At 41.1% G+C, this 25,765-nt stretch carries 23 protein-coding genes and 1 other annotated feature; of the genes, 21 read left to right on the top strand and 2 right to left on the bottom strand.

What is annotated here, in order from left to right; translation table 11 throughout:
• Nucleotides 1-6 precede the first annotated feature (6 nt).
• The gene (locus BM398_RS01475) at nucleotides 7-702 is read left to right on the top strand and encodes a response regulator transcription factor (protein WP_092336112.1); all 696 of its coding nucleotides are present in this window, start codon (nucleotides 7-9) and stop codon (nucleotides 700-702) included.
• Nucleotides 699-3,173, top strand: coding sequence for a sensor histidine kinase (locus BM398_RS01470; RefSeq protein ID WP_092336111.1), 2,475 nt, complete (start codon nucleotides 699-701; stop codon nucleotides 3,171-3,173). The genes BM398_RS01475 and BM398_RS01470 overlap by 4 nt, the downstream gene beginning before the upstream one ends.
• 60 nt (nucleotides 3,174-3,233) lie before the next feature.
• On the opposite strand, the gene BM398_RS01465 is transcribed toward BM398_RS01470, so the two are convergent.
• Nucleotides 3,234-4,433 (bottom strand): ribose-phosphate pyrophosphokinase, encoded by a 1,200-nt coding sequence (locus BM398_RS01465; protein ID WP_092336110.1) that lies wholly within the window; start codon nucleotides 4,431-4,433, stop codon nucleotides 3,234-3,236.
• 152 nt (nucleotides 4,434-4,585) lie between these two features.
• Between BM398_RS01465 and BM398_RS01460 the strand changes: the two genes are divergently transcribed.
• The 14 genes from BM398_RS01460 to BM398_RS01395 all read left to right on the top strand — a co-directional run bounded on the left by BM398_RS01460 (nucleotide 4,586) and on the right by BM398_RS01395 (nucleotide 19,866).
• Entirely contained in the window at nucleotides 4,586-5,950 is a 1,365-nt protein-coding gene (locus BM398_RS01460) for a DUF512 domain-containing protein (RefSeq protein WP_092336109.1), read from the top strand.
• A gap of 21 nt (nucleotides 5,951-5,971) precedes the next feature.
• Nucleotides 5,972-7,300, top strand: a complete 1,329-nt coding sequence (gene der / locus BM398_RS01455) for a ribosome biogenesis GTPase Der (protein WP_026654942.1) — start codon at nucleotides 5,972-5,974, stop codon at nucleotides 7,298-7,300.
• 1 nt (nucleotide 7,301) lies between these two features.
• Nucleotides 7,302-7,955 (top strand): glycerol-3-phosphate 1-O-acyltransferase PlsY, encoded by a 654-nt coding sequence (plsY, locus tag BM398_RS01450; RefSeq protein ID WP_092336108.1) that lies wholly within the window; start codon nucleotides 7,302-7,304, stop codon nucleotides 7,953-7,955.
• Nucleotides 7,956-7,972: 17 nt separating this feature from the next.
• Complete coding sequence (locus BM398_RS01445) at nucleotides 7,973-8,995, top strand: NAD(P)H-dependent glycerol-3-phosphate dehydrogenase (protein WP_092336107.1); 1,023 nt, start codon at nucleotides 7,973-7,975, stop codon at nucleotides 8,993-8,995.
• Between the two features lie 67 nt (nucleotides 8,996-9,062).
• Nucleotides 9,063-9,324 (top strand) — a binding site (T-box leader).
• 74 nt (nucleotides 9,325-9,398) lie between these two features.
• Nucleotides 9,399-10,619: a tyrosine--tRNA ligase gene (gene tyrS, locus BM398_RS01440; RefSeq protein WP_092336106.1), complete on the top strand. Its 1,221-nt coding sequence runs from the start codon at nucleotides 9,399-9,401 to the stop codon at nucleotides 10,617-10,619.
• 225 nt (nucleotides 10,620-10,844) lie between these two features.
• Nucleotides 10,845-11,348 (top strand): hypothetical protein, encoded by a 504-nt coding sequence (locus BM398_RS01435; protein ID WP_092336105.1) that lies wholly within the window; start codon nucleotides 10,845-10,847, stop codon nucleotides 11,346-11,348.
• A 173-nt stretch (nucleotides 11,349-11,521) separates the two neighbouring features.
• Nucleotides 11,522-11,881, top strand: coding sequence for an ArsR/SmtB family transcription factor (locus BM398_RS01430; protein ID WP_092336104.1), 360 nt, complete (start codon nucleotides 11,522-11,524; stop codon nucleotides 11,879-11,881).
• 77 nt (nucleotides 11,882-11,958) lie between these two features.
• Entirely contained in the window at nucleotides 11,959-12,177 is a 219-nt protein-coding gene (locus BM398_RS01425; RefSeq protein ID WP_026654934.1) for a cation transporter, read from the top strand.
• A 79-nt stretch (nucleotides 12,178-12,256) separates the two neighbouring features.
• The gene (locus tag BM398_RS01420; RefSeq protein ID WP_092336103.1) at nucleotides 12,257-14,167 is read left to right on the top strand and encodes a heavy metal translocating P-type ATPase; all 1,911 of its coding nucleotides are present in this window, start codon (nucleotides 12,257-12,259) and stop codon (nucleotides 14,165-14,167) included.
• A 48-nt stretch (nucleotides 14,168-14,215) separates the two neighbouring features.
• Nucleotides 14,216-16,147 (top strand): serine hydrolase domain-containing protein, encoded by a 1,932-nt coding sequence (locus BM398_RS01415; protein ID WP_092336102.1) that lies wholly within the window; start codon nucleotides 14,216-14,218, stop codon nucleotides 16,145-16,147.
• Between the two features lie 97 nt (nucleotides 16,148-16,244).
• Entirely contained in the window at nucleotides 16,245-17,078 is an 834-nt protein-coding gene (locus BM398_RS01410; RefSeq protein ID WP_092336101.1) for a purine-nucleoside phosphorylase, read from the top strand.
• Between the two features lie 9 nt (nucleotides 17,079-17,087).
• The gene (locus BM398_RS01405; RefSeq protein ID WP_092336100.1) at nucleotides 17,088-18,761 is read left to right on the top strand and encodes a MutS-related protein; all 1,674 of its coding nucleotides are present in this window, start codon (nucleotides 17,088-17,090) and stop codon (nucleotides 18,759-18,761) included.
• A gap of 2 nt (nucleotides 18,762-18,763) precedes the next feature.
• Nucleotides 18,764-19,252 carry a ribonuclease HI gene (gene rnhA / locus BM398_RS01400; protein ID WP_026654929.1) on the top strand — a complete coding sequence of 163 codons (489 nt, stop codon included), beginning with the start codon at nucleotides 18,764-18,766 and terminating at the stop codon, nucleotides 19,250-19,252.
• The gene (locus BM398_RS01395; protein ID WP_092336099.1) at nucleotides 19,249-19,866 is read left to right on the top strand and encodes a metallophosphoesterase family protein; all 618 of its coding nucleotides are present in this window, start codon (nucleotides 19,249-19,251) and stop codon (nucleotides 19,864-19,866) included. The genes rnhA and BM398_RS01395 overlap by 4 nt, the downstream gene beginning before the upstream one ends.
• Before the next feature lie 72 nt (nucleotides 19,867-19,938).
• On the opposite strand, the gene fsa is transcribed toward BM398_RS01395, so the two are convergent.
• Complete coding sequence (gene fsa / locus BM398_RS01390; protein WP_026654927.1) at nucleotides 19,939-20,592, bottom strand: fructose-6-phosphate aldolase; 654 nt, start codon at nucleotides 20,590-20,592, stop codon at nucleotides 19,939-19,941.
• 180 nt (nucleotides 20,593-20,772) lie between these two features.
• Between fsa and BM398_RS01385 the strand changes: the two genes are divergently transcribed.
• From BM398_RS01385 to BM398_RS01365, 5 genes are read left to right on the top strand one after another with little or no spacing between them, the layout of a single operon-like run.
• The gene (locus BM398_RS01385; protein ID WP_092336098.1) at nucleotides 20,773-22,320 is read left to right on the top strand and encodes a sodium:solute symporter family protein; all 1,548 of its coding nucleotides are present in this window, start codon (nucleotides 20,773-20,775) and stop codon (nucleotides 22,318-22,320) included.
• 24 nt (nucleotides 22,321-22,344) lie between these two features.
• A complete protein-coding gene (locus BM398_RS01380) occupies nucleotides 22,345-23,223 on the top strand; it encodes an aldose 1-epimerase family protein (protein ID WP_092336097.1) in 879 nt (292 codons plus the stop codon).
• A 24-nt stretch (nucleotides 23,224-23,247) separates the two neighbouring features.
• The gene (locus BM398_RS01375) at nucleotides 23,248-24,093 is read left to right on the top strand and encodes an amidohydrolase family protein (protein WP_092336096.1); all 846 of its coding nucleotides are present in this window, start codon (nucleotides 23,248-23,250) and stop codon (nucleotides 24,091-24,093) included.
• Nucleotides 24,094-24,096: 3 nt separating this feature from the next.
• The gene (locus BM398_RS01370; RefSeq protein WP_092336095.1) at nucleotides 24,097-24,564 is read left to right on the top strand and encodes a GNAT family N-acetyltransferase; all 468 of its coding nucleotides are present in this window, start codon (nucleotides 24,097-24,099) and stop codon (nucleotides 24,562-24,564) included.
• 53 nt (nucleotides 24,565-24,617) lie between these two features.
• Nucleotides 24,618-25,565 (top strand): phosphatase PAP2 family protein, encoded by a 948-nt coding sequence (locus BM398_RS01365; protein WP_092336094.1) that lies wholly within the window; start codon nucleotides 24,618-24,620, stop codon nucleotides 25,563-25,565.
• Nucleotides 25,566-25,765 lie beyond the last annotated feature (200 nt).

Below are 25,765 nucleotides of genomic sequence, written 5' to 3'. Positions count from 1 at the left end.
GTTGATATGGAAAACATTTTAGTATGTGATGATGATAAAGAAATAGTTGATGCCATTGAGATTTATCTTGAACAGGAGGGATTTAGGGTATACAAGGCATATGACGGCATAGAAGCTATCGAAGTTATGAAGAAAGCTGAGATTCAGCTTGCGATAGTTGATATCATGATGCCTAGAATGGACGGAATCCATTTTGTAAAAGAGCTCAGGAAATTCAGCACCGTTCCCGTTATCTTTCTTTCCGCAAAGAGCGAAGATTCCGATAAGATACTCGGGCTTAACATCGGTGCCGATGACTATGTGTCCAAGCCTTTCAATCCTCTTGAGCTCGTTGCAAGAGTTAAGTCCAATCTCAGAAGATATGTATCTCTCGGACGCATGGTGGAAAAGGAAAATGTATATTCGGCTGGCGGACTTGTGATTGACGATAATTCCAAGGAATGTTTTGTTTACGGTGAGAGCATCAGACTTACACCTATTGAATACAATATCCTTGCTTTTCTCGTAAAAAATAAGGGAAAGGTTTATTCAATTAACCAGATCTATGAGCAGATATGGCATGATTCCGCGGTTCGCGTAGACAATACGATCGCGGTACATATCAGACATATTCGTGAAAAGATTGAGATAAATCCCAAAGATCCCAAATTCCTTAAGGTTGTATGGGGAGTAGGATACAAGGTTGAGGATGAGGTTGTATGAGGAAAAAAGGCTTTAGATATAGCGTGACAATGCGCATAATACAGCATATTCTGGCTGCTTTTGTTGTATTTATCATTATTTACTCGGTTGTCGGAACCAGCGTTGTTATTAACAGTGCGGGAAAAGATGTTTCCTACAACCTATATGAGTCCGATAAAAGCAGAAGCTATGAGGAGTCATATCTTTTTAACAACATCCTTGGAAACAATATGTCGAATGTATTCAGGCTTGTTGCGGAAAGAACCCAGCTTGAGACTAAGGGACAGTATAACGGCAAGAAGGTTATCGATGTCACTGCATATGCCAGTAAGGGAAGCGTTTTGCCGGGAGATTACATTACCGCAAATTACTATCTTGCAGATCTTTTAACCTGGGGAAAGAGCGGATTTGAATATAAAACTCTCAAATTCACAGATGAAGACAGCAGTAAGTTCTTAAATCCCGTAACAACGTATACACACCTTAAGAACAACGTGGTTTCAGGCGGTATGAACTCATATCTTAGTTCGCAGCTTGATGATAACAGCTTTATTTTTACCATATCGGGGAATTCTGCGCCTGAAGGCGGAACATACAATATACTTACGCAGAGATACAAGACTGTCGACGGAAAAAATATTGAGAATATCGTTTCGACATGGGAAGATTACAATCTTTTGGCTTCGTATGTCGAAGAGTCGGCGAACAATCTTGCGCTTAATTTTGCGGAATACGGAAAGCTTATCAATTACTACAGCTACCAGAATTCCAATTTAAGATATTACATTACCAGAATGATCAACGGTAAAACAGAAGTCTATACCAATGTTGAAGAGCTCAAGAACGAGACAATAGGTGTTGATATCCTTGAAAAGTTTAAGAGATACGGAAGATATATTTACTATTGTCCTTACGAATTCCAATATGAAACCGACACTCTTATAAATGAGAACACGGTAAGATCCGTTATCAACACATACGGCTATGCATATCCCGACCAGATCAAGGTATATCTTGGAGTGGATACAAAAGAATATCCGGCATCCGATGATTTTACAAAGGGAAAGGCAAGCTTTTCAAAATACATGCCTTATCGAAGCCAGATCTACATTGTCTGCGGTCTTGCAATTCTTTCTTATCTGATCATCTTTACGGTGTATATCGTAAAGATTCCTGTAAGAGAGGAACTTTCCTATGGCAAAAAGAGAATTCCGACGGAATTGCTTATGCTCGTGTGCGCACTTTTAATGGCGATACCGTTTATTTTGGTCGGTGCGGTTATGACCGCGTGGGATGTGACTTTCGATAAAATATTCAGACATGTGCTGTTCCCGTATTACGGCATGGTGTCATCTATCTTTATTGATATAGGTCTTCTTTCACTGGTCTACGGACTTGTACAAAAGGGAAAAGAAAAGGTTCTCTGGGAAGACAGCTTTTTGAAAAAAATCGTGGAAATCTTTAGGGAGATGATCCTAAATACCACGAACAACGGAAGCGTGATCATAAGGACTTGGGTTCCGTACGCAATGTTTATTGCGCTGAATTTCCTGCTTTTTAGGATAGGAATTCTTGGAATTGTTATTGCCGGTTTTTTTGATGTGCTTGTAGGTCTTTATTTATACAGGCAGAATTCTGACAGGCAGGGGATAATTCATGTCATCGAGAATATTAAAAAAGGTGATGTCAGCGCCAAAGTTGATGTGACGGACCTTCATTCCGATAATGTAAATCTTGCTGAAGCTGTAAATTCAATCGGTGAAGGAATTAAGATTGCGGTAAATACAAGTATGAAGGATGAGAAGCTAAAGGCTGATCTTATCACGAATGTATCTCATGATATCAAGACGCCGCTTACTTCGATCATCAATTATGTCGATCTTATCAAACGCGAGAATATCGATAATAAAAAGGTAAAAGAGTATGTCGAGGTTCTTGAGACAAAGTCTCAGAAACTTAAACAGCTGACAGAAGACCTTGTCGAAGCTTCCAAGATAAGCTCGGGAAATATAAGCATTCAGCTTGGAACCATTGATTTCGTCGAATTCATAAATCAGACAATAGGTGAATTTTACGAGAAGTTTGAGACGCATACTCTTACTCCGATATTTAAACATGAAGCTCAGAGCATGTGTATAAGCGCAGATGCAAGACATCTATGGAGAGTCATCGAAAATCTTTTGAATAACGTGTGTAAATATGCTCTTCCGGGAACCAGAGTATATATGGATATGGTCTATATCACAGAAGATAGTAAGAATAAGAAGGTTGAGTTTTCTATCAAGAATATTTCGGAATCCGAGCTTGATATCGGTGCGGACGAACTTACCGAAAGATTTATAAGAGGAGATGAGTCCAGAACAACCGAAGGAAGCGGTCTTGGACTTTCCATTGCAAAGAACCTCACAATAGCACAGGGCGGAGAGTTTGATATTAGACTTGACGGCGATCTCTTTAAAGTAGTGATAGTGTTTGATTGTGTAGAACAATAAGAACAAAAGAACCTCCGGTTTTTCAATTTTTACTTGAAAGGCCGGAGGTTTTGCTTATCTTCAGTCGAACAATTCGCCCGGAGTCTTGCATCCTGAATTGTACTTTCCGACGATCTCACGGATCTTTTCTGTGGGCATGTTAACGCTCTGCATTGTGGCATCGTGATTCAAGAAGTCGATGATGGTTGCAAGGAACTTACCCATATCGGCAATGAATATATATGGTCTTGTTGTTATCTCGGGATCCATATATGTAAGGTTTGTAGTAATTACCGCATCGAAGTATTTCTTTTCATATCCCTCATCAAACTTATCCATACCGTTTGTGAAAAGACCGAATGTAGTGCAGATAAACACACGCTTAGCACCCATGCTCTTAAGCTGCTTCGCTGTATCGATCATACTTGAACCGGATGAGATCATATCGTCGATGATGATAACGTCTCTTCCTGAAATATCGGAACCAAGGAATTCGTGTGCAACTATAGGATTGCTTCCGTTTACAACGTGAGCATAGTCACGTCTCTTATAGAACATACCTGTATCTGCGCCGATTACGTTGGCAAAATATACGGCTCTGTCAAGAGCTCCTTCATCAGGGCTGATAACGGTAAGATGATCTTTGTCTACGATAAGGTCATCAATGTGTGAGAGAAGCGCCTTCATAAACTGGTATGAAGCAAGGAAGTTATCAAAACCACCAAGGGGCTTTGAATTGGAAATTCTCGGATCGTGAGCATCAAAAGTGATGAAGTTTGAAATGCCCATGTCATACAGCTCTTTGAACATCTGAGCTGCGTCGAGAGACTCCATGCCGTTTCTCTTATGCTGTCTTCCTTCATATAGGAAGGGCATGATGACATTGATTCTCTTGGCTTTGCCTGTAAGGGCGCCGATTACTCTCTTAAGATCCTGATAGTGATCGTCGGGAGATTTGTGATTTATGTAGTTATACATTTTATAAGTAATGCTGTAATTGCAGACATCGGTAAGAATATAGACGTCGTTTCCGCGGACGCTTTCATTGATAGCAGCTTTTGCTTCGCCGCTTCCGAAACGGTCAAGACAGTATTTTATCTTGTAGCTGTCCTTGACATAGCCGTGAAAAGCGGGATCGTTTTCAGGCATTTTGTAAAGATTGTGGCGAAACTCCGCGATATAATGATCTACGCTGTCACCCAGCTCTTTTGCTGAGTCCATAACAATTAAATTAAGCGGAGCTACCGGAATAGAGGTTTCCAGTTTAGAAAAATCTGGCATATTTGTTCCTTTCTTCGGAATATGAAGTTTATATTTTTATGAAGCATTTAACTTCCTATATTGTTTTATCATTATGATTACTGACAAGTCAAGGAATTTCATATATAATACATTATTGGGGTAATCCTGCAGAATATGAGGTTATTTTTTAAATGGTTTCAAAGAAAGGGCACCTTATCGGCAGAGTCGATGAGGGCAGTATTGCCGAAGAACTGAATATTGAGCCGGGTGACACACTGCTTAAGATAAACGATCAGGATATCCAGGATATATTTGATTACCAGTATCTTGTGCAGGATGAGCATTTGGAGGTTCTTATCAGAAAGAGCGATGGTGAGGAGTGGATCCTTGATATCGACAAAGAATTTGATGAGGACCTTGGAATAGAATTTGATAACGGGCTCATGGATAACTACAGATCTTGCAGCAATAAGTGTATCTTTTGCTTCATAGATCAGATGCCGAAGGGCATGCGCGATACTTTGTACTTTAAAGATGATGATTCCAGACTTTCTTTTTTGCAGGGTAATTATGTCACACTGACTAATATGTCCGATGCGGATATCGACAGAATCCTGAAGTATCATCTTTCGCCTATCAATGTTTCATTTCAGACAACCAATCCTGAACTCAGATGCAAAATGCTTGGAAACAGATTCGCCGGTGAGGCACTTAAGAAGGTGGACAAACTATGCGCGCCCGGAACGGGTATTGAGCTTAACGGACAGATTGTTTTGTGCAAGGGCGTAAATGACGGAGCTGAGCTTGAGAGATCTATATCGGATCTTACCAAGTATATTCCGAATCTTCAGAGCGTATCTGTTGTTCCCGTTGGGCTTTCAAAGTACAGGGACGGATTGTATCCGCTTGAGCCGTTTGAGTATGAGGATGCGTGCGCTGTCATTGATATGATAGAAAAATGGCAGAAAAAAGTGTATGATGAGCACGGCATTCATTTCATCCATGCAAGTGATGAGTGGTATTTCCTTGCGAAAAGAGATTTTCCCGAGGCTGAGCGCTATGATGGATATATTCAGTATGAGAACGGCGTCGGAATGATGAGACTTCTTCTTGACGAGTTCGGAGAATCTCTGGAGGCGCTTACTAATAATTATGCAGATGAAATTGATTCTGTGAAAAGAGAGATCTCACTTGCGACGGGAAGACTTGTTTATCCGTGTATAAAGCAGATGGCTGAGAGAGCTATGGGAGTATGCAAGGGGCTTACGGTTCATACTTATGAGATAGTCAATGAGTTCTTTGGTGAGAGGATTACCGTTTCGGGACTTCTTACCGGACAGGATATAATAAAGCAGCTTAAAGGCAGAGAACTTGGAACAACACTGTATCTTCCCGAGAATCTGCTTAGAAGCGGCGAGGATTATCTTCTTGATGATGTTAAGATAGGAGATATAGAAAAAGAGCTTGATATCGAGGTCGGAATATCAAAATGCGATGGGCATGAGCTTGCCGCAGTATTATTCGGTGTTCCGGTTGAGCATACATTTTTGAATTAAACATATAAAAAAGGAAAACACATGAGCAGAAAAAATATAGTAGCGGTGGTCGGAAGACCAAATGTCGGAAAATCAACACTCTTTAATGCTCTTGCGGGAAGCAGGATTGCCATAGTGCAGGATACTCCCGGTGTTACAAGAGACAGAATTTATCAGGACGTTGAGTGGCTTAATCACAGCTTCACTCTTATTGATACCGGTGGTATCGAGCCTGATTCAAAAGATATTATTCTTTCTCAGATGAGAGAGCAGGCACAGATTGCCATAGATACGGCAGATGTTATCTTATTTATGGTTGATGTAAAGCAGGGACTTACCGATTCTGATTCCAAAGTGGCTGATATGCTCAGAAGATCGGGAAAGCCTGTTGTTTTGTGCGTAAATAAGGTTGACAGTTACAGCAGGGATTCGCTTGATGTATACGAGTTCTATAACCTTGGAATAGGCGAGCCTTTCCCTATTTCTGCGGTTAATAAGCTTGGTATCGGTGACCTTCTTGAAGAGGTTGTAAGTCACTTCAGCAAGGATTCAACAAATGACGAGGAAGATGACACTACAAAGATTGCCATTATAGGTAAGCCCAATGTAGGTAAGTCATCTATTATCAATAAGCTTATCGGTGAGAACAGACTTATTGTTTCCGATATTGCGGGAACTACAAGAGATGCCATCGATACCGATGTTAAATACAACGGCAAGAAGTATACATTTATCGATACGGCCGGACTTCGAAGAAAAAGTAAGGTTAAAGATGAACTTGAGCATTACATGATTCTTCGTACAGTTGGAGCCGTTGAGAGAGCCGACGTTGCCATTCTTGTTATCAATGCAGAGGACGGCGTTACCGATCAGGATGCCAAAATCGCCGGAATTGCGCATGAGAGCGGAAAAGCCGTGATCATTGCTGTTAATAAGTGGGATCTTATTGAAAAAGATAATCATTCCGTTAAGGAATTTACCAAGAACATCAGGAATACACTGGCGTTTATGAACTATGCAGAGATTATCTTTATTTCTGCCCAGACAGGTCAGAGACTTGTAAAACTCTATGACATGATTGATATCGTAAGTGAGAATCATGCGCTCAGAGTTTCAACGGGTGTTCTTAATGAGATTATGACTCAGGCAGTTGTTATGCAGCAGCCACCGAGTGACAAGGGTAAGATATTAAAGCTTTACTACATCACTCAGGCTTCTGTTAAGCCGCCGACTTTCGTTATCTTCGTAAACGACAAGAAGCTTATGCACTTTAGTTATACGAGATATATAGAGAATCAGATTCGAGAAGCATTCGGATTTAAGGGTACCCCCCTTAGATTTATAATAAGAGAGAGAAAAGAGGATAAGTAACATGGAGAGAGTAGTTTGTTTGATCATAGGATATGTATTTGGCCTGTTTCAGACAGCTGTATTGTACGGAAAAATGAAGGGCGTTGACATCAGAAGCGTTGGAAGTAAGAACGCCGGAACAACAAACACACTCAGAGTTATGGGAGCCAAGGCAGGACTTGTTGTTTTGCTTGGAGATATGTTCAAATGTATATTTGCCATAATCGTTACTTATTTCATTTTTGGAAGAAGCAATCCGGATTACAGATATTTTTATATGATTTATACAGCGGCAGGAGCCGTACTCGGACATGATTTCCCGTTCTTCTTAAAGTTTAAGGGCGGAAAAGGTATCGCTTGCACAGCAGGATACATCATCTCAATGGGATGGAAGTTTGTCCTTGTCGGACTTATCGCATTTTTCGGACCTTTCAACATCACACATTTTGTGTCACTAAGCAGCCTTTGCCTGTACACATGCTTTTTTGCCCAGTATGTAATATTCGGACAGATGGGGCTTTTGGGAAACCTTCCGCAGAGTGCGCTCAATGAGATGTATGTGATCGTTGCGCTTCTTACAGCTCTTGCTTTTTATCAGCACAGAGCAAATATTAAAAAGCTTATTTCAGGAACAGAGAGAAAGACTTATATTTCAAAGAAAAATAAAGTCGACTGATCAGGAGGATTAATTTTTTGGGTATACAAGTAGGTGTAATTGGTGCGGGAAGCTGGGGTATTGCGCTTTCTTACGTACTGGCAGGAAATGGACACGATGTTACGGTCTGGTCCAGAAGCGATTCGTCAGTTGAGAAACTTAAGCAATATCACGGAAACGAGGAGAAACTCCCCGGTGTAAAGCTTCCGGAATCGGTAAAATACACATCAAGCATGGAAGATGCCGTGAAGGATAAAGATATTATCGTTGTTGTTGTTCCTTCGGCTCACATGCGTGAAACAATTAGGCTCATGAAGCCTTTCATTAACGAGAGTGAAGAGCACAGACAGATAATAGTTAATTGCAGCAAGGGAATCGAAGAGGACACACTTATGGTTATGTCCGACGTTATTCTTGATGAGATCCCCGGATGCAATGTATGCGTTCTTTCAGGCCCTTCTCACGCGGAAGAAGTCGGAAAGAGCATGCCTACGACACTTGTAGTCGGTGCTTTTGAAAAAGAGATTGCTAAATATATACAGAATATATTTATGAATAACTTCCTCAGAGTATATATCAGTCCCGATATGCTCGGTATCGAGATCGGTGCGGCACTTAAGAACGTCGTTGCGCTTGCTGCAGGTATTGCTGATGGTTACGGATGCGGCGATAACGCAAAGGCTGCACTTATTACAAGAGGAATTGCCGAGATATCAAGACTTGGTATGGCGATGGGCGGTAAGTTTGAGACTTTTGCAGGACTTTCGGGAATCGGTGATCTTATCGTAACCTGTGCTTCTATGCACTCACGTAACAGACGCGCCGGTATCCTTATCGGACAGGGAAAGTCTTATCAGGAAGCCATGGATGAAGTAAACATGGTTGTTGAGGGTGTTTACAGCGCAAGAGCCGCACTTAAACTTGCAGAGAAGTATGAGGTTGAGATGCCTATCATTACTGCGGTAAATGATATATTATTTGAAGGCAAATCGCTTCAGGAAGCTGTTAATGATCTTATGCAAAGAGATAAGAAGACTGAGAACAGCATGCTTGAGTGGTAATCTTATATTACAGCGGTATGCTTGACATAAAAGCGTTTTTTAATTAGAATCTGTTAATAGATTAAATGAAAAGGCTGTGACCGGAATAAGTAAGAATCGCAAGCTGACAACAGAGAATTGCCGGGTGGTGAGAGGCGTATGTTAAGGGCGATGATGAATACCTCCGTGAGCTGCAGAGCGGAAAATTATTAAAAGAGTAGGCTCTGACGGGACTGACCGTTATATCGGAAGAGTATCGTTCGTAAATTATTTTCGGATCGTACTTGCTGAGGCGTGTAGTGTGAGCTACATGCGAATGAAGGTGGTAACACGATTATTTCGTCCTTCGCAATCAGATTTGATTGTGAGGGGCGTTTTTTTTGAGCAGAGCACTTCGCAATCGGAAAACACAGGAGGAAAAGAGATGAAGATTTATGAAGAATTACAGGCGAGAGGCCTCATTGCTCAGACTACTGACGAAGAAAAGATCAGAGATCTTGTAAATGCAGGAAAGGCAACTTTCTATATCGGCTTTGACTGTACTGCTGATTCACTTACTGCAGGTCACTTCATGGCACTTACACTTATGAAGAGACTTCAGATGGCAGGAAACAAGCCTATCGCTCTTATCGGAGGCGGTACAACAATGATCGGCGATCCTTCGGGAAGAACCGATATGCGTAAGATGCTTACAAGAGAAGATATCGATCACAACGCAGCCTGCTTCAAGAAACAGATGGAGAACTTCATTGAGTTTGGCGAAGGAAAGGCTATGATGGTCAACAACGCAGATTGGCTTCTTAACCTTAACTATGTTGAGCTTCTTCGTGAAGTTGGTGCTTGCTTCTCAGTTAACAACATGCTCAGAGCCGAGTGCTACAAACAGAGAATGGAAAAAGGTCTTTCATTCCTTGAGTTCAACTACATGATCATGCAGTCATATGACTTCTACTACATGTTCCAGAAGTACAACTGTAATCTTGAGTTTGGTGGAGACGATCAGTGGAGCAACATGCTTGGCGGAACAGAGCTTATCAGAAGAAAGCTCGGTGAAGATGCTCATGCTATGACAATTACACTTCTTACAGATTCTCAGGGCAAGAAGATGGGTAAGACAGCAGGAAACGCAGTATGGCTTGATCCCAAGAAGACATCACCTTATGAGTTCTACCAGTACTGGAGAAATGTATCTGATGCGGACGTTGATAAGTGCATTAAGATGCTTACATTTATTCCTATCGAAGAGATTCTCGAGATGGAGAAATGGGATCCTTCAAGAGTTAATGAGAAGAAAGAAATCCTTGCATTTGAGCTTACTTCACTCGTTCACGGTAAAGAGGAAGCTCAGAAGGCTCAGGACGCCGCAAAAGCTCTTTTCGCAGGCGGCGGAGACATGTCAAATGTTCCTTCCGTTGCACTTAAGGAAGAAGACTTCAGAGACGGTGTTGTTGATATTCTTCAGGTTCTTGTATCAGCAGGACTTTGCAATACAAGAAGTGAAGCAAGACGTGCCGTTGAACAGGGCGGCGTAACTGTAGCGGATGCTAAGGTTACAGACGTAAAGACAACTTACAATAAGGACTTCTTTGCTGACGGAGTTATGGTTAAGAAGGGCAAGAAGTCATTTAAGAAAGTTACTGTATAATTATTAATAAAAATGTATAAAAGTTTTAGCTACGGGCTGTTGCGCAAATATTGCGCAGCAGCCTTGTTTTTGCGGAAAAATATTTAGCGTTTAAACAATTTATTGTTGATTTGAGATAAAGTGTGTGATAATATGTTATTACTTTGTTGTTAAAAAATTAAATTTAATGTAATAAGAAAAGCGAAGAAAGAGAGATTATTGTTATTAAAAGGGAGGAGTTTGTAAATGGCAAAGACAAGAGAGTGGTTATTTAATACATCTACCGGTATGCCGGTCAGAGTTACGTTAAATAAAAACAAACTGGTGTCTGTTAACGGAAGTCCTGAGACAAAGGTGATGGCACTTAAATCACCTGAGAGCAATTTTGCTGAGAGAGTATTTGATATTCCTTTAGGCAATGGGGAAATTGCAAAACTTTGCGTCAGAAATAAACAGGTACTTGTATATAACGGAAGAAACGTAGAAACAGGTGAAGAGTACAAAACTATTCAACTTCCGAAGTGGGTTTATGTCTTTGTAGTTTTATATATTGTAAATTTCTTTGTGATTCTTGGAGGTGCACTTGGTGGTGCTACTTCAGCAATCGGAGCATATGCATCAGCAAATATTTCTGCTGATGATAAGAGAAATACATTAACTAAGGTATTGTTCTGCGTATTGCTTTACCTTGGTATATCTGTTGTATCTTTCCTTTTGGCTTATGCAGCGGGCAAAGCTTTTCAGCTCTAAAATAAATTGATAACTTACGAAAATAGGACGTTGCGCTATGGCCATTAGTGCAATGTCCTATTTAATTTAATTACGATTAATATTTTACCGTATCGGTATTGACAAACCGATACGGTAGTTTTATATTAAACATATGAACAGTTATTCATATGTTTAAATGAAAGGAAAAGCGAATGGCTATAAATGATGTAGAACACTGCGAAGTTCATAATGTTCACAGAGAACTTGTAGACAGAATCGGTAAAGAGATGCCTTCAGAGGACGAACTCTATGATCTGGCAGAACTCTTTAAGGTATTTGGCGATTCAACGAGAATCAAGATTTTGTTTGCTTTGTTTGAATCTGAAATGTGCGTATGTGATATAGCTGAGACACTCAACATGACACAGTCGGCGATATCGCATCAGCTTAAGATTTTGAAGCAGAGTAAGCTTGTAGGAAACAGACGCGAAGGTAAGTCAATCATTTATTATCTGGCTGACGACCATGTGAGAACGATTATTGCTCAGGGAATGAGCCATATAAATGAGTAATCGGAAACTGTAATTTGGTATGCGTATGCATACATAAATTTATAAAATTCATCCCAAGAGGAGAAAGGATATTTATTATGAAGAAGACATTTAAGTGTGAAGTTGATTGCGCAAACTGTGCGGCAAAGATGGAGGAAGCTGTTAAGAAAATCGAGGGCGTTGTAAATGCCAGAGTTAATTTTATGACTCAGAAGTTTGTTCTTGAAGCAGCAGATGATGTATTTGATGATGTTTTTGACAAGGCTGTTAAGGCATGTAAGAAGGTTGAGCCCGATTGTGAGATAGAGGGAGCATGATTTATCAGGTAAGCTGATTCGTCAATAGATCGATGATAATAAATTAGCTTACTAACATATCATAGAAAGATGTGGTGCTATGACTAAGAAACAAAAGAAAACAAGAAACAGAATACTTATTGTACTAGGAATATTTACGGTATTACTTATTCTTGAAAAGACGGGCTTGCTGGAAAATGTTCCGCTTATCGTGAGATTCCTCATATTCCTCGTTCCGTATGTGATGATCGGCTACGACGTAATTAAAAAGGCGGCAGTAAATATCAGTCATGGACAGGTTTTTGATGAGAACTTCCTTATGATGATCGCTACGTTCGGTGCTTTTGGTATCGGAGAGTATCCCGAAGCGGTTGCGGTAATGCTCTTTTACCAGATCGGAGAATTGTTCCAGAGCTATGCTGTAGGAAAGTCGCGTCAGTCCATTACTGAGATGATGAGCATTGCACCTGAGATTGCCAATATTGTCGGCGAGAACGGTGAAGTTAATGAAGTCGACCCTTCCGAAGTAAAGATCGGTGACACATTACTTGTAAGGGCAGGCGAGAAGATTCCTGTAGACGGAGTTGTTATCGAGGGTGAGTCCTTTATTGATACGGCTGCTCTTACAGGCGAATCTGTTCCGAGACGAGTTGTAAAAGATTCTGATGTTATTAGCGGATGCGTAAACGGCGAAGGAATCCTCAAGATCAGAGCCGTTAAGGCATATGAAGATTCAACCGTTTCAAGGATTTTGGAGCTTGTTGAGAATGCGAGCGATAAGAAGTCCCGTATGGAGAACTTCATTACGAGATTTGCAAGATATTACACTCCCGTAGTTACGGTAGGAGCACTCCTTCTTGCAATCATACCGCCGATTCTCGGACAACTGGCTTTATCTGACAGTATAAAAAGAGCTTGTATCTTTCTTATTGTTTCTTGTCCATGTGCGCTTGTAATATCAGTTCCGCTTGGATTCTTTGGCGGAATCGGAGCTTCTTCCAAGATCGGTGTTTTGGTTAAGGGAAGCAATTTCCTTGAAGCTGCGTCAGGTATAAAGACGGTCGTTTTTGATAAAACGGGTACACTTACCAAGGGCGAATTCAAAGTTACAGATGTTGTATCTTCGAACGGCGCTAAGATTTCGAGAGATGAACTTCTTGAGATGGCGGCTACAGGTGAAGCTTTCTCAAATCATCCGATCGCAAGGTCTGTACTTACAGCTTATCTTAATGAGTCTGGCAAAAAGGACATAGACAGAAGCAGCATAAGCGAAGCTGATACTAAGGAAATCTCAGGAAGAGGAATAGAGACTCTTTATAAAGGTAAAAAGCTTCTTCTCGGCAATTCAAAGCTTATGAATGAAAATGCCATAAGTTCTTTTGCGGAAGCGGACTCTGTATCGGGTACAATTGTCTATGTAGGATACGACGGAGAATACAAGGGATATGTTGTTATCTCTGATGTTATAAAGGACACAGCCAAAGCTGCAATCGTAGGCATCAAGAAGGTTGGCGTTGCAAAGACGGTCATGCTTACGGGTGACAGGAAAGATGTTGCCGAAGATGTCGGAAGAAAGCTTGGTATAGATGAGGTTATTTCACAGCTTCTGCCCGCAGATAAGGTTGAACGGGTTGAAAAAATGCTTTCATCAGAGGATAATGATAGTAAGCTTGCGTTTGTTGGCGATGGAATTAACGACGCTCCGGTTCTTATGAGAGCGGATGTCGGAATAGCTATGGGTTCACTTGGAAGTGATGCGGCCATTGAGGCTGCGGATATTGTTATCATGGATGATGATATCAACAAGATACCTTCGGTTATTGCTATTGCCCGCAAGACTATCAGGATCGTGAAAGAAAATATTGTATTTGCGCTTTCCGTAAAGGTCATCATTTTGATCTTGGGAGCACTGGGACTTACAACGATGTGGCTTGCGGTGTTCGGAGATGTCGGAGTGGCCGTAATAGCTATTTTGAATTCCATGAGAGCGCTTAAGACAGAGAAGATATAATATTTTTTTCATAAAAAAGATCCGGGCTCTGACGGAGGAAACAGAATAATGGCAAAAGCAGGACTTGACATAGGAGAGCTTCTTTTAAAGATTGCTACCGGCGAAACCGGCGAGATCAGCAAGGTTGATTATGTTGCACAAAAACCGAAATTCAGCACCATCAGTGTAAATGATGAACAAAAGCTAAAAAGATGTTCGCCTGAATCGCAGGGTGTCAGTTCTGCTTTTTTTACGTCTTTATTAAGGGAACTTGCCGAGAACAAAGAATGTAAGATGCACAAATTCATGGCTCTAAGAAACGGAAATGTTATCTGTGAGTGTGGATTTGAGCCGTATTCCATTGATTATTGGCATGTTTCTTATTCTATGTGTAAGAGTATTGTCGCTATGGCAATAGGCATACTCATAAACGATGGGAAACTCACTATTGTAGATAAGATCGATGATATCTTCAGTGAGCAGATAGGTCTTCTTAAATTCCACAGAAAGACAATAACGGTAAAAAATCTTCTTGATATGACAAGCGGCTCTGAATTCAACGAAGCAGGTGCCATAAGCGGAAATGACTGGGTATCTGCGTTTCTCGAAGCGGGAACCAAATTTGAACCGGGCTCGCAGTTTGAATATAACAGCATGAATACTTATATGCTGTCGGCTATCGTGACACAGATAACGGGCAAGTCTTTATTTGAATTTTGCAAAGAACGTATCTTTGATCCGATGGGAATAAAAAGAGTGTTCTGGGAGAGTTGCCCAAAGAAGATAACCAAAGGTGGCTGGGGGCTCTTTATCCGTACTGAGGATATGGCAAAGCTCGGACAGCTTTATCTTAATAAGGGAAAGTGGAACGGTGTTCAGGTTGTACCTGAGAAATGGGTGGAAGAATCTATCACTCCGCAGATTCTTACGGGACGTGAAGACAGCACGCACTATGGCTATCAGTTATGGATAAATGGAGACAGACAGGACTCTTATGCGTTTAACGGAATGCTGGGTCAGAATGTTTTTATCTATCCCGATATTAATATGGTTGTTGTTACGAATGCCGGAAACAGCGATATTTTCCAGACGTCATTGATGGCAGTTAAGATTCGTGAGGCTATTAAGAATCTTGAAATAGGAAATAAGCCTTTGGATGAGAATTTCTCGGCGTATTCAGAGCTTAAGGCATTATGTAAATCGATAAGCGGAGAAACGGTGAGTTACCCTGCGATTGTCAGCGGAGGCTGGAAAAACAGGGCGATTAAAGAATCTGTCGGAAGTACAAGAGGAAGGACGGCTTCTTATAAGAGTAGGAGAGGTGACTTTAAGAAATCCCTTAATTATTTCAATATGAGAAATGAAAGTCTTCTTGCTGCAAAATGGCTTCGCAAGATCGACGGAAAGATTTATGATATTGAAAATAATAATATAGGTGTATTTCCTATTATGATGCAGGTTGTGCACAATAACTTTACCGACGGCATCAAGAAAATCGGATTCAGGATTGATGATAACGGATTCTTTTTCATAGATATCTATGAAGGGGATGCTCTCTATGCGCTTAAATGCGGCTTTGGAGGGAAAAGATATGTCACAAATATCAATATGCACGGCGAGATGTATCAGGTAAGCCTCGAGTCGTATTGTAAGACCGACGAATATAACAGATTTGTACTTAGAAATGAGATCGTGTTCCTTGAGGAAGCCTGCAGCAGAACGATAAATATCTATTTTGATGATGATGCTTCCGACAGAGAAGACAGGAAGGGAACGTTTATTTATCCGTCGGTTCCAAGCGGTATTGAGGTTAGATTCTTTGAAACACCGGGCGGGGAAATGCTGATAGATGCAATGAAGAATGTTTCTCCCGAAGGACTTGGAGGACTTCAGGGTATTATCTTTGGAAAGATCATAAAAGGCGGTGTCAAAGGTCTTTTTGAGGATGCGATAAAGAATATGCTCGAACCGAAAGTTCGTGGAGTATTGTCGCAGTGGTAATTATGATAGAATGTCTAAGGAAACACTGATTGATTTTAATATTATTTAAAGTGTTTTTTTGGAAAATAATGTAATTTCAGATGAGAGAGGTGGCAAAATGGCTAATAAATTATATGAAAAACTTACAGGCTGCGTTGATGCGGTTAGAAGTAAGACTGATTTCGTTCCGGATGTGGCATTGGTTCTTGGTTCGGGACTTGGAAATTATGCGGAGAATATCAAGGTCTGTGCTGAGATTGAATATAAGGATATACCGGGATTTCCTGTTTCTACAGTTCCCGGACATGCAGGTAAATTCATATTCGGATATGTGGGCGATACTAAAGTCGTATGCATGAAGGGAAGAGTTCATTTCTACGAAGGATATGATATCAGCGATGTTGTTCTTCCTGTAAGACTTATGGGAATGCTTGGCGCTAAGATTCTCTTTTTGACAAATGCGTCCGGAGGACTTGGAAAGGGCTTTGCGGCAGGTGACCTTATGCTTATAACGGATCACATTTCATGCTTTGCGCCCAATCCGCTTATCGGTGCGAATATCGATGAACTCGGACCCAGATTTCCCGATATGAGTGAGGTCTACAAAAAAGATCTTCAGGATATTATTAAGGAAACTGCGAAGGAAAACGGTATCGAGCTTAAAGAGGGCGTATATTGTCAGCTTACCGGACCTTCGTTTGAGTCACCCGCTGAGATTCAGATGCTTGCAAAGCTCGGTGTTTCTGCAGTCGGAATGAGTACGGTAAACGAAGCAATCGCTGCAAATCACATGGGACTTAAAATCTGCGGAGTTTCATGTATCTGTAATCTTGCTTCGGGACTTTCGGAGAATCCTTTGTCTCACGAGGAAGTGCAGGAAGCTGCGGATAAAGCGGCTCCGTTATTTACAAAGCTTGTGACGGAATCAATCAAAAAATTCAGCAAAGGATGATGGCAGTATATGGATAATTCGGGACTTGTATATGTTTTGGGAGTTCTTTTTGCGTTCGTGATCATTGCTTACGTTCTGGGCGTGAGGGATGCTGCGCTTGCAAAGAAAAATCTTATTTATAAACTTAAGAAAAACTGGGGCGATTCGCCAAAGAGAAAATATAAGGAAGATGATTTTGATCATATTACCGGTTTCTACGATAACCATAGAGAGGGATTTCAGGTGGATGACACGACCTGGAACGACCTTAACATGGACGGCGTATTTACGAGAATGAACTATTGCCTCAGTGCTTCGGGTGAAGAGTATCTTTATCATATGCTCAGAACACCCAAGCAGACTGACGATTTTGAGAACGAGGAGAAAAAAATAAAGTTCTTTTCCGAAAATGACGAGGCAAGGCTTAAGTATCAGCAGATCTTTGCCACGATCGGAAGAAGCAACAGATATTCAATCTATGATTATCTCAAAGTTCTCAGTGATATAGGTGATTTTAGCAATACAAAGCACTATCTGATGCTTACTCTTATTGTTTTGACGATTGTTATTACATGCATTAAGTTTGAGCTTGGAGCATTTCTTTTTCTTGTTGCCGTAGTTGCAAATGTGATCATGTATTTTAATATCAAAGGTAAGATTGATCCGTATCTTTCGACATATTCTTATATTCTCAAGGCTCTTTCGTCTGCGAAACTTTTTAAAGGAGCAAGTTATCCTGAGCTTAGTGATGATATTGAGCTTTTGAATAAGTCTTATGACAGCCTTAAAGGATTTGTCAGCGGTTCAAGTGTTCTTATGAAGCCGTCGGGTGGCGGTGGTCCTGCTGATATTATCATGGATTATGTTCGTATGATCACGCATATCGATCTTATCAAGTTTAACAAGATGTATCGTCAGCTCATGGAAAAGAAAGACGATCTTGATGTGATAATCACCGTGATCGGAAGACTGGATGCATATATTTCGATTGCTTGTTACAGAGAGTCTGTAAAGGGGCAGTATTGTATTCCTGTTTTTGAAAATGGCGAGATGAACTTTGAAAATGTGATACATCCTCTTATTGAGAACGCGGTTTCTAACAGTATCGATACTAAGAAAGGAGTTCTTTTGACCGGATCGAATGCTTCGGGTAAATCGACATTCCTTAAGACCATAGGTATCAATGTTTTACTTGCGCAGTCTGTGCATACCGTTCTTGCAAAGAGTTTCAAGGCACCTCTTCTTAGAATTTATTCTTCAATGGCGCTTAAGGATGATATCTATGAGGGCGACAGTTATTATATTGTTGAGATCAAGTCCATGAAGAGAATAATTGATGCGGCAAAGGAAGAGGGAAATCCTGTTCTTTGCTTTGTTGATGAGGTCCTTCGCGGAACAAATACGGTTGAGAGAATCGCTGCGTCGACAGAGATACTTAAGTTCCTTACAGATTCCGGAGTTAATTGTTTTGCCGCTACGCATGACATCGAGCTCACTCAGCTTCTTAAGGATAAGTACGACCTTTATCACTTTGAGGGAAATGTCTCCGACAACGATGTACATTTTGATTATATGCTTAAAAAAGGTCCTGCGACGAACAGGAATGCGATCAAGCTTTTGAGCGTTCTTGGATATGACAGCAGTCTTGTAGACAACGCGCAGAATCTTGCGGAGAAATTTTTAAATACGGGAGTTTGGGAATAAATATGAAAGTTGAAATATATTCAGACGGCGCTGCAAGAGGAAATCCGGATGGACCGGGTGGATACGGCACTGTGCTTAGATATGTTGATTCAAAGGGCGAGGTTCATGAAAAAGAACTGAGCGCCGGCTATGATAAGACAACCAATAATCGAATGGAGCTTATGGGCGCGATAGTCGGTCTAGAGTGCCTTAACAGACCGTGCGAAGTCGAGATGTTTTCCGATTCGCAATATGTTATCAAGGCATTTAACGACAAGTGGATAGACGGATGGATAAAAAGAGGCTGGAAGACAGCGGGAAAGCAACCTGTAAAAAACGTAGAGCTCTGGAAAAGACTTCTTGAGGCAACAAAGGGACATGCGATAAAGTGGAACTGGGTCAAGGGCCATGCGGGACATCCTGAGAATGAGAGGTGCGACGAGCTTGCGACAACTGCTGCCGATGACGATCCGTCCACACTACTTCACGATGACGGCGGTGACCTTCGATGATATATTATATTGCCGATTGCCATTTTTTTCATAACGCACTCAATGATAAGATGGATAAGCGCGGCTTTTCAAGTTGCGAAGAGATGAATGAGTACATGATAAAAAAGTGGAATGACAAGGTTACGCGCGCCGATACCGTTGTTATTCTTGGGGATTTATCTTTTGGCACGGTTGAAGAGACCAATGAACTTATTCACAGGCTGAAAGGAAAGCTCTGCCTTATAACAGGAAATCATGATAAATATGTCAAATCTATAAATTTTGATAAGGACAGATTTGAGTGGATCGACAATTACAGAGTGATCACGGATTCCCAGAAGAAGGTTGTCTGTTGCCATTATCCGATGCCTTTCTATGATGGGCAGTACAGGCTGAAACACAGCGGAGAACCTAAGACATATATGTTATACGGGCATGTGCATGAAACAAGAGATGAAGTCCTCATGAAGAAGATAATTGAGATGATAGGATCGACGCCTTATGTGCCGATTGCTGCGGAGCATGAGAAGACCATTCCATGTAATATGATAAACTGTTTCTGCATGAGATCCGATTATGAACCGCTGACGTTGTCAGAGTGGATCAAATTGTCGGATAGTCTTGGCGGAATTTAAAGAAAAAGAAAAGGCATATCACCTTAGAACTTACTAAAGTGATATGCCTATATTTTTGCGTGTAACGCTTTATTATTTGCCGAATACTGCTTCGTAATCTTTTACGAATTTCTCAATTCCCTGATCTGTAAGAGGGTGGTGTGTCATCTGCTCGATTACCTTGTAAGGTACTGTAGCAATGTCTGCTCCTGCAAGTGCGCAGTCGGTAACGTGCATAGGATGACGTACGCTTGCTGCAATAATTTCTGTCTCAATTCCGTGGATGTTAAAAATCTCGGCAACTTCAGAGATAAGATCTGTTCCGCGAACGCTGATGTCGTCAAGTCTTCCAAGGAAAGGACTTACGAATGCAGCGCCTGCTCTTGCTGCAAGAAGAGCCTGGTTAGCTGTAAAGATAAGAGTTACATTAACTTTGATGCCTTCAGCTGCGAGTGTATGGCAAGCCTTAAGACCTTCGACAGTCATAGGGATTTTAACTACCATATTTTTATGTATTTTAGCGATCTCGCGGCCTTCCTTGATCATTCCTTCAGCATCTGTTGTTGTAGCTTTTACTTCGCCGCTGATAGGGCCGTCAACGATTGATGCGATCTCAGCAACTACCTGTGTGAAATCACGACCTTCTTTTGCGATAAGAGAAGGGTTTGTTGTAACTCCGCAAATTACTCCCATGTCGTTAGCTTTTCTGATTTCATCGACATTGGCTGTGTCTAAAAAGAATTTCATTTTTGCTATACTCCTTATTTCTGTTAAATAAACGTTACCACTAGACTATAGCACTATCTTGTTTTTTTTCAATATGAATTTCTTGTATATTTTACTTTGACTTTTTTGTACTATTTGATTGCCTTTAGCGATTGAAAGTGTTAAAGTGAAGAAAGATTATTTACTTTAAGGAGAGAAGGTATGATTATTAAAGTGTTAATGTTACTTGTGTTCTTTTCTGTAATGATCTACATCGGTCTGATGTGCAGGAAGAACTCGACTGACGTAAGCGGTTTTGTACTTGGTGGAAGAGCAGTAGGCCCATGGGTTACAGCCTTTGCTTATGGAACATCCTATTTTTCCGCGGTTATTTTTGTGGGGTATGCGGGACAGTTCGGATGGAAATACGGTATAGCCGCAACATGGGTTGGAATCGGCAATGCACTCATAGGTTCACTTCTTGCATGGGCAATCCTCGGAAGAAGGACAAGGATCATGAGCCAGCATCTTGATTCAGCCACGATGCCGCAGTTCTTTGCTGCAAGATTCGGAGGAAGATCTCTTAAGATAGCAGCCTCCGTTATCACATTTATTTTCCTTATTCCTTATACAGCTTCATTGTATAACGGACTCTCAAGACTTTTTGGTATGGCTTTTAACATCGATTATTCAATCTGCGTTATTGTTATGGCCGTACTTACAGGTATTTACGTAATCGCGGGAGGTTACATGGCAACTGCGATAAACGATTTTATTCAGGGAATAATCATGCTTATCGGTATCTGCGCGGTTGTTTTTTCTGTTCTTAATTCGCAGGGCGGTTTCCTTGCAGCTCTTGATGGACTTGCAAGAATCTCAGATGAGAGCGTATCGACAACACCGGGCGTGTTCGCTTCATTCTTTGGACCGGATCCGCTTAATCTTCTCGGAGTTGTTATCCTTACATCGCTCGGAACATGGGGACTTCCTCAGATGGTTCAGAAGTTTTATGCGATAAAGAGTGAGAAATCGATTTCAAAAGGTACCATTGTTTCTACATTTTTTGCATTTATTGTTGCCGGCGGATGTTACTTCCTCGGCGGTTTCGGAAGACTCTTTTCCGATAAGATAGATATTGCGGCGGATGGCTTTGACAGTATCGTTCCTACGATGCTTTCGGGACTTCCGGATTTCCTTATTGCTGTGGTTGTTGTTCTTGTTCTTTCAGCTTCAATGTCTACACTTTCATCACTTGTTCTTACAAGTAGTTCGACTCTTACGCTTGACCTCTTAAAGGGTCATGTTATCAAGAATATGGATGAAAAGAAGCAGCTCCTTATCATGAGAATTCTTATCGTTGTATTTGTCGGCATCTCTGTTGTTATTGCGATTGTTCAGTACAAGCAGAATGTGACATTTATCGCGCAGCTCATGGGTGTTTCGTGGGGAGCGCTTGCGGGAGCATTTCTTGCGCCTTTCTTTTACGGATTGTATTTTAAGTTCATTACAAAAGCTGCTGTATGGGTGAATTTCATATTTTCTACAGTAGTTATGCTTGCAAATATGCTCATAAGACCCAAGTTCCCTCAGCTTCTTCAGTCACCTATAAATGCAGGTGCGTTCTGCATGATCGCGGGACTTATCATTGTGCCTGTAATATCTCTTTTCACAAAGAAGCCTCCGAAGGAACTTGTGGACAGCGCGTTTGCATGCTATAACAAGGAAGTACTTGTTCATCAGAGCACATCACTTTCTGATGATTCAGAGTAAATTTTTTGATTAAAGAGGTTGTTTATGGCAGAACATGTTTTGAAGAATGATCATATGGCGATCAAGGTATCGGAGCACGGAGCTGAGCTTAAGTCGCTTATAGGAGCTAAAACAGGAAAAGAATATATGTGGCAGGCAGATGCCAAGTACTGGGGAAGGACTGCGCCTGTTCTTTTTCCTATTGTAGGTTCGGTTTGGAACGGTGAGTATAAGTATGAAGGCGTTTCTTATAAGCTTTCACAACACGGATTTGCAAGGGATAATGATTTTTCTCTTGTAAAAAAAGCTGATGATGAGCTTGTGTTTGAACTTGTTCAAAATGAAGAGACGCTAAAAAAATATCCTTTTAATTTTTCTTTGAAGATTGGCTATAAGCTTGTTGGAAGCAAAGTGGTTGTTTCTTATACGGTCACAAATACGAATGATAAAGAGATGTATTTTTCAATCGGTGCGCATCCTGCGTTTAACTGCGATCTTAATAAGGATAAGCTCCTGTTTGAAAAAGACGGCGCTGCGGTTTCCGGCGCGCTTAAGTCAAATGTGATTGATATGTCTTGCGGATGTCTTTCCGATAAGCAGATTGATGTAGAGACTGCGGAAGGAATAGTAAACTTAAGTCCCGAGCTCTTTGACGGGGATGCGCTTATATTCGAAGACAGACAGGCCGATGCGGTTACACTTGTAAGTGAGGCGGATGGAGATAAGCTTCGCGTTACTTGTGATGTTCCGCTGTTTGGAGTATGGTCACCTGTTAAAAAGAATGCGCCTTTTGTCTGCATCGAGCCTTGGAACGGAAGATGTGACAGAGCCGGCTTTGACGGAAGTCTTGAAGACAGAGAGTACGGCAACAAATTAGCGGCGGGAGAGAGCTTTGATACTTCATTTGAGATTGAGATTCTGTAATGAAGTTACTTGGCGGATCGTTTTATGATAATTGATTTTCACACGCATACATTTCCTGATTCAATCGCTGCAAGGGCGGTTGACAGCCTCAGCAAAGAGGCTCATATCGTTCCGTATACTGACGGCACGGTGTCAGGACTTTTGAATTCAATGGATAAGGGCGGCATTGATATGTCCGTCCTTTTGCCTGTTGCAACGGCTTCTTCTCAGGTAGAGAGCATCAATGATAAGGCTCTTAGAAATAATGAGAAGTACGGGGACAGGTTATGTTCTTTTGGATGTATTCATCCTGAATATTCACGTTTCAAAGAGGAGCTTAGAAGGCTCAAAAATAACGGCATCAAGGGAATCAAGATTCATCCTGTTTATCAGAACGAGGATATTGATTCAAAGACTTTTCTTGATATCATCTATGCGGCTTGCGAGAATGACCTTATCGTCATTACACACGCCGGGCTTGATATCGGCTTTCCGGGTGTTGTCAGATGTTCGCCGAAGATGTGCAGAAATGTAATTAACGCAATCGGTGAGTTTAAGTTTGTACTGGCACACATGGGCGGCTGGAGAAACTGGGATGAAGTTCCGTTATATCTTGAGGATACAGAGGCTTTCCTTGATACGTCCTTTTCCTCGGGGAGGATACAGGCTCTTTCTGATGGATATTGGGATGATAAGGACAAGGGAATGCTTGATGCAGATGGATTTATGAAGCTTGTAAAGGCTTTTGGTAGTGACAGACTTTTGTTTGCAAGCGATTCACCTTGGTCAGATCAGAAAGAGGCGGCTGAGTTCATCAAGGGATTACCGATTGATGAGAATGATGCTACCAAGATTCTTGGCGGAAACGCATGTAAGCTACTCGGGAGGTGAAATATGATAATAAGAGATGCACAGAATAAAGATATTCCGCAGCTTCTTAAGTTGCTTTCTGAGGTGCTTGAGATTCATGCAAAGATAAAGCCGGATTACTTTGTATCCGGTTATACGAAGTATAGTGAAGCTGAGCTTGAGGCTATTCTTAAGGCTGAGGATGTGAAAGTATATGTTGCGGATGATGGCGGGAAAGTCCTTGGTTATGCGTTTTGTATGCTGCAAGAGACTTTACGCAAGCCTTTTGTTGTTTCTTTTAAATATATGTATATTGATGATATCTGCGTTGATTCTGCGTGCAGAGGAAAGGGAATCGGCAAGAAGCTTTTTGCGCATGTTTGCGAAGAAGCAAAGGCGCTCGGCTGCAGAGATATTACGTTGAATGTTTGGGAAGGTAATGACAGTGCCAGAGCTTTCTATGAGAGCCTTGGAATGAAGGTTCAGAAGACAACTATGGAAATTACACTTTGATGGAGATGAGAAACTCATAAAGATATTACTTGCAACATGGAGGAGACATAAAAATGAGCTTTGAAGTATCATTGATGGAATGGCTTCAGGCCAATATTTCCGGAGCGATTATTGCGTTTATTTCGCAGTTTTCTGCTTTTGGAGAAGAGCTTGCGCTTGTGGCTGTCATGGGCTTTGTTTATTGGTGCCATGATAAAGAATTTGGGCGGAAATTGGGACTACTTGTATGTTCTTCGTTAATCTTATTTCCGATGATAAAAAACGTAGTTTTCAGGCTGCGTCCTTATATGGAGCATAGCAGTATAAAGTGCTTGCGTCCTGTAGAACCCGATGCGGATCTGATGAATGTGGATGCACAGGGCTATTCGTTCCCAAGCGGTCATTCGACTAACGTCGCAACGCTTTATCCCGGAATTACTGTTTTCAGTAAGGGTAAAAAGAAGATTAAATGGGTAATCTCAATTGCTTTGATGATTCTTGTGGGATTTTCTCGAGTTGTAGTCGGATGTCATTATCCCACAGACGTGCTCTGCGGATGGACACTCGGAATTTTTATGGTCTTTATCATTTCTTTTTTGGATAAAAAGATAAAGAACCAAAATGTTATATTTGCGATAGCTGCAGCTATTGGAACTATCGGAATCTTTTATTGCAAGACAAGCGATTTTTTCAGCGCATACGGTATACTTATAGGTTTGTGGCTCTCAATACCTTTCGAGAAGAAGTTTGTAAATTTTGAATCTACAAGAAATCCTATTTCAAGCATTATAAGACTTGTAGGTGGTGCGGTAGTATTTTTTGCACTTGATGAGATTTTAAAAATTCCTTTTGGCAAGGAGTTCCTAAATTCGGGAACTATGGTTGCCCATCTTGTAAGAAGCGGAAGATATATGATCGCAATTTTTGTTTCGCTTGCAGTATATCCTATGTTATTTAAGCTTAGGATTTTCTCGCTTGAGGTGCCTGAACGTGGCGAAGAAGTCGGCGACGGAATTTACTGATTTGGATTTGATTTAAAGTTATATGGGGAAATTGTAACAATAAGGAAAGGGTAATAAAGAAGCTTGTTATGTAGTACAAAAATAAAATAAAAAGGAGACTTGAAATGGAAAGTACTAACAAGAAACGATTTATAACCTTTATTGCCGTCGCGTACGGTGCTGCAGCTCTAATGTGGATTTTTATGTATGTCGGTTTAAAG

The organism is Butyrivibrio sp. M55, from assembly GCF_900116865.1.
Taxonomy (GTDB): Bacteria; Bacillota; Clostridia; order Lachnospirales; family Lachnospiraceae; genus Butyrivibrio.
Note: the sequence above shows the minus strand (reverse complement) of the source record. Positions and strands in the feature narration are given on the sequence as shown.

What these genes read in the sequence shown, in the direction of transcription:
- BM398_RS01475 (WP_092336112.1), top strand. Translation starts at nt 7, where the DNA reads ATGGAAAACATTTTAGTATGTGATGATGATAAAGAAATAGTTGATGCC.
- BM398_RS01470 (WP_092336111.1), top strand. Translation starts at nt 699, where the DNA reads ATGAGGAAAAAAGGCTTTAGATATAGCGTGACAATGCGCATAATACAG.
- BM398_RS01465 (WP_092336110.1), bottom strand. Translation starts at nt 4,433, where the DNA reads ATGCCAGATTTTTCTAAACTGGAAACCTCTATTCCGGTAGCTCCGCTT.
- BM398_RS01460 (WP_092336109.1), top strand. Translation starts at nt 4,586, where the DNA reads ATGGTTTCAAAGAAAGGGCACCTTATCGGCAGAGTCGATGAGGGCAGT.
- der (WP_026654942.1), top strand. Translation starts at nt 5,972, where the DNA reads ATGAGCAGAAAAAATATAGTAGCGGTGGTCGGAAGACCAAATGTCGGA.
- plsY (WP_092336108.1), top strand. Translation starts at nt 7,302, where the DNA reads ATGGAGAGAGTAGTTTGTTTGATCATAGGATATGTATTTGGCCTGTTT.
- tyrS (WP_092336106.1), top strand. Translation starts at nt 9,399, where the DNA reads ATGAAGATTTATGAAGAATTACAGGCGAGAGGCCTCATTGCTCAGACT.
- BM398_RS01435 (WP_092336105.1), top strand. Translation starts at nt 10,845, where the DNA reads ATGGCAAAGACAAGAGAGTGGTTATTTAATACATCTACCGGTATGCCG.
- BM398_RS01430 (WP_092336104.1), top strand. Translation starts at nt 11,522, where the DNA reads ATGGCTATAAATGATGTAGAACACTGCGAAGTTCATAATGTTCACAGA.
- BM398_RS01425 (WP_026654934.1), top strand. Translation starts at nt 11,959, where the DNA reads ATGAAGAAGACATTTAAGTGTGAAGTTGATTGCGCAAACTGTGCGGCA.
- BM398_RS01420 (WP_092336103.1), top strand. Translation starts at nt 12,257, where the DNA reads ATGACTAAGAAACAAAAGAAAACAAGAAACAGAATACTTATTGTACTA.
- BM398_RS01415 (WP_092336102.1), top strand. Translation starts at nt 14,216, where the DNA reads ATGGCAAAAGCAGGACTTGACATAGGAGAGCTTCTTTTAAAGATTGCT.
- BM398_RS01410 (WP_092336101.1), top strand. Translation starts at nt 16,245, where the DNA reads ATGGCTAATAAATTATATGAAAAACTTACAGGCTGCGTTGATGCGGTT.
- BM398_RS01405 (WP_092336100.1), top strand. Translation starts at nt 17,088, where the DNA reads ATGGATAATTCGGGACTTGTATATGTTTTGGGAGTTCTTTTTGCGTTC.
- rnhA (WP_026654929.1), top strand. Translation starts at nt 18,764, where the DNA reads ATGAAAGTTGAAATATATTCAGACGGCGCTGCAAGAGGAAATCCGGAT.
- BM398_RS01395 (WP_092336099.1), top strand. Translation starts at nt 19,249, where the DNA reads ATGATATATTATATTGCCGATTGCCATTTTTTTCATAACGCACTCAAT.
- fsa (WP_026654927.1), bottom strand. Translation starts at nt 20,592, where the DNA reads ATGAAATTCTTTTTAGACACAGCCAATGTCGATGAAATCAGAAAAGCT.
- BM398_RS01385 (WP_092336098.1), top strand. Translation starts at nt 20,773, where the DNA reads ATGATTATTAAAGTGTTAATGTTACTTGTGTTCTTTTCTGTAATGATC.
- BM398_RS01380 (WP_092336097.1), top strand. Translation starts at nt 22,345, where the DNA reads ATGGCAGAACATGTTTTGAAGAATGATCATATGGCGATCAAGGTATCG.
- BM398_RS01375 (WP_092336096.1), top strand. Translation starts at nt 23,248, where the DNA reads ATGATAATTGATTTTCACACGCATACATTTCCTGATTCAATCGCTGCA.
- BM398_RS01370 (WP_092336095.1), top strand. Translation starts at nt 24,097, where the DNA reads ATGATAATAAGAGATGCACAGAATAAAGATATTCCGCAGCTTCTTAAG.
- BM398_RS01365 (WP_092336094.1), top strand. Translation starts at nt 24,618, where the DNA reads ATGAGCTTTGAAGTATCATTGATGGAATGGCTTCAGGCCAATATTTCC.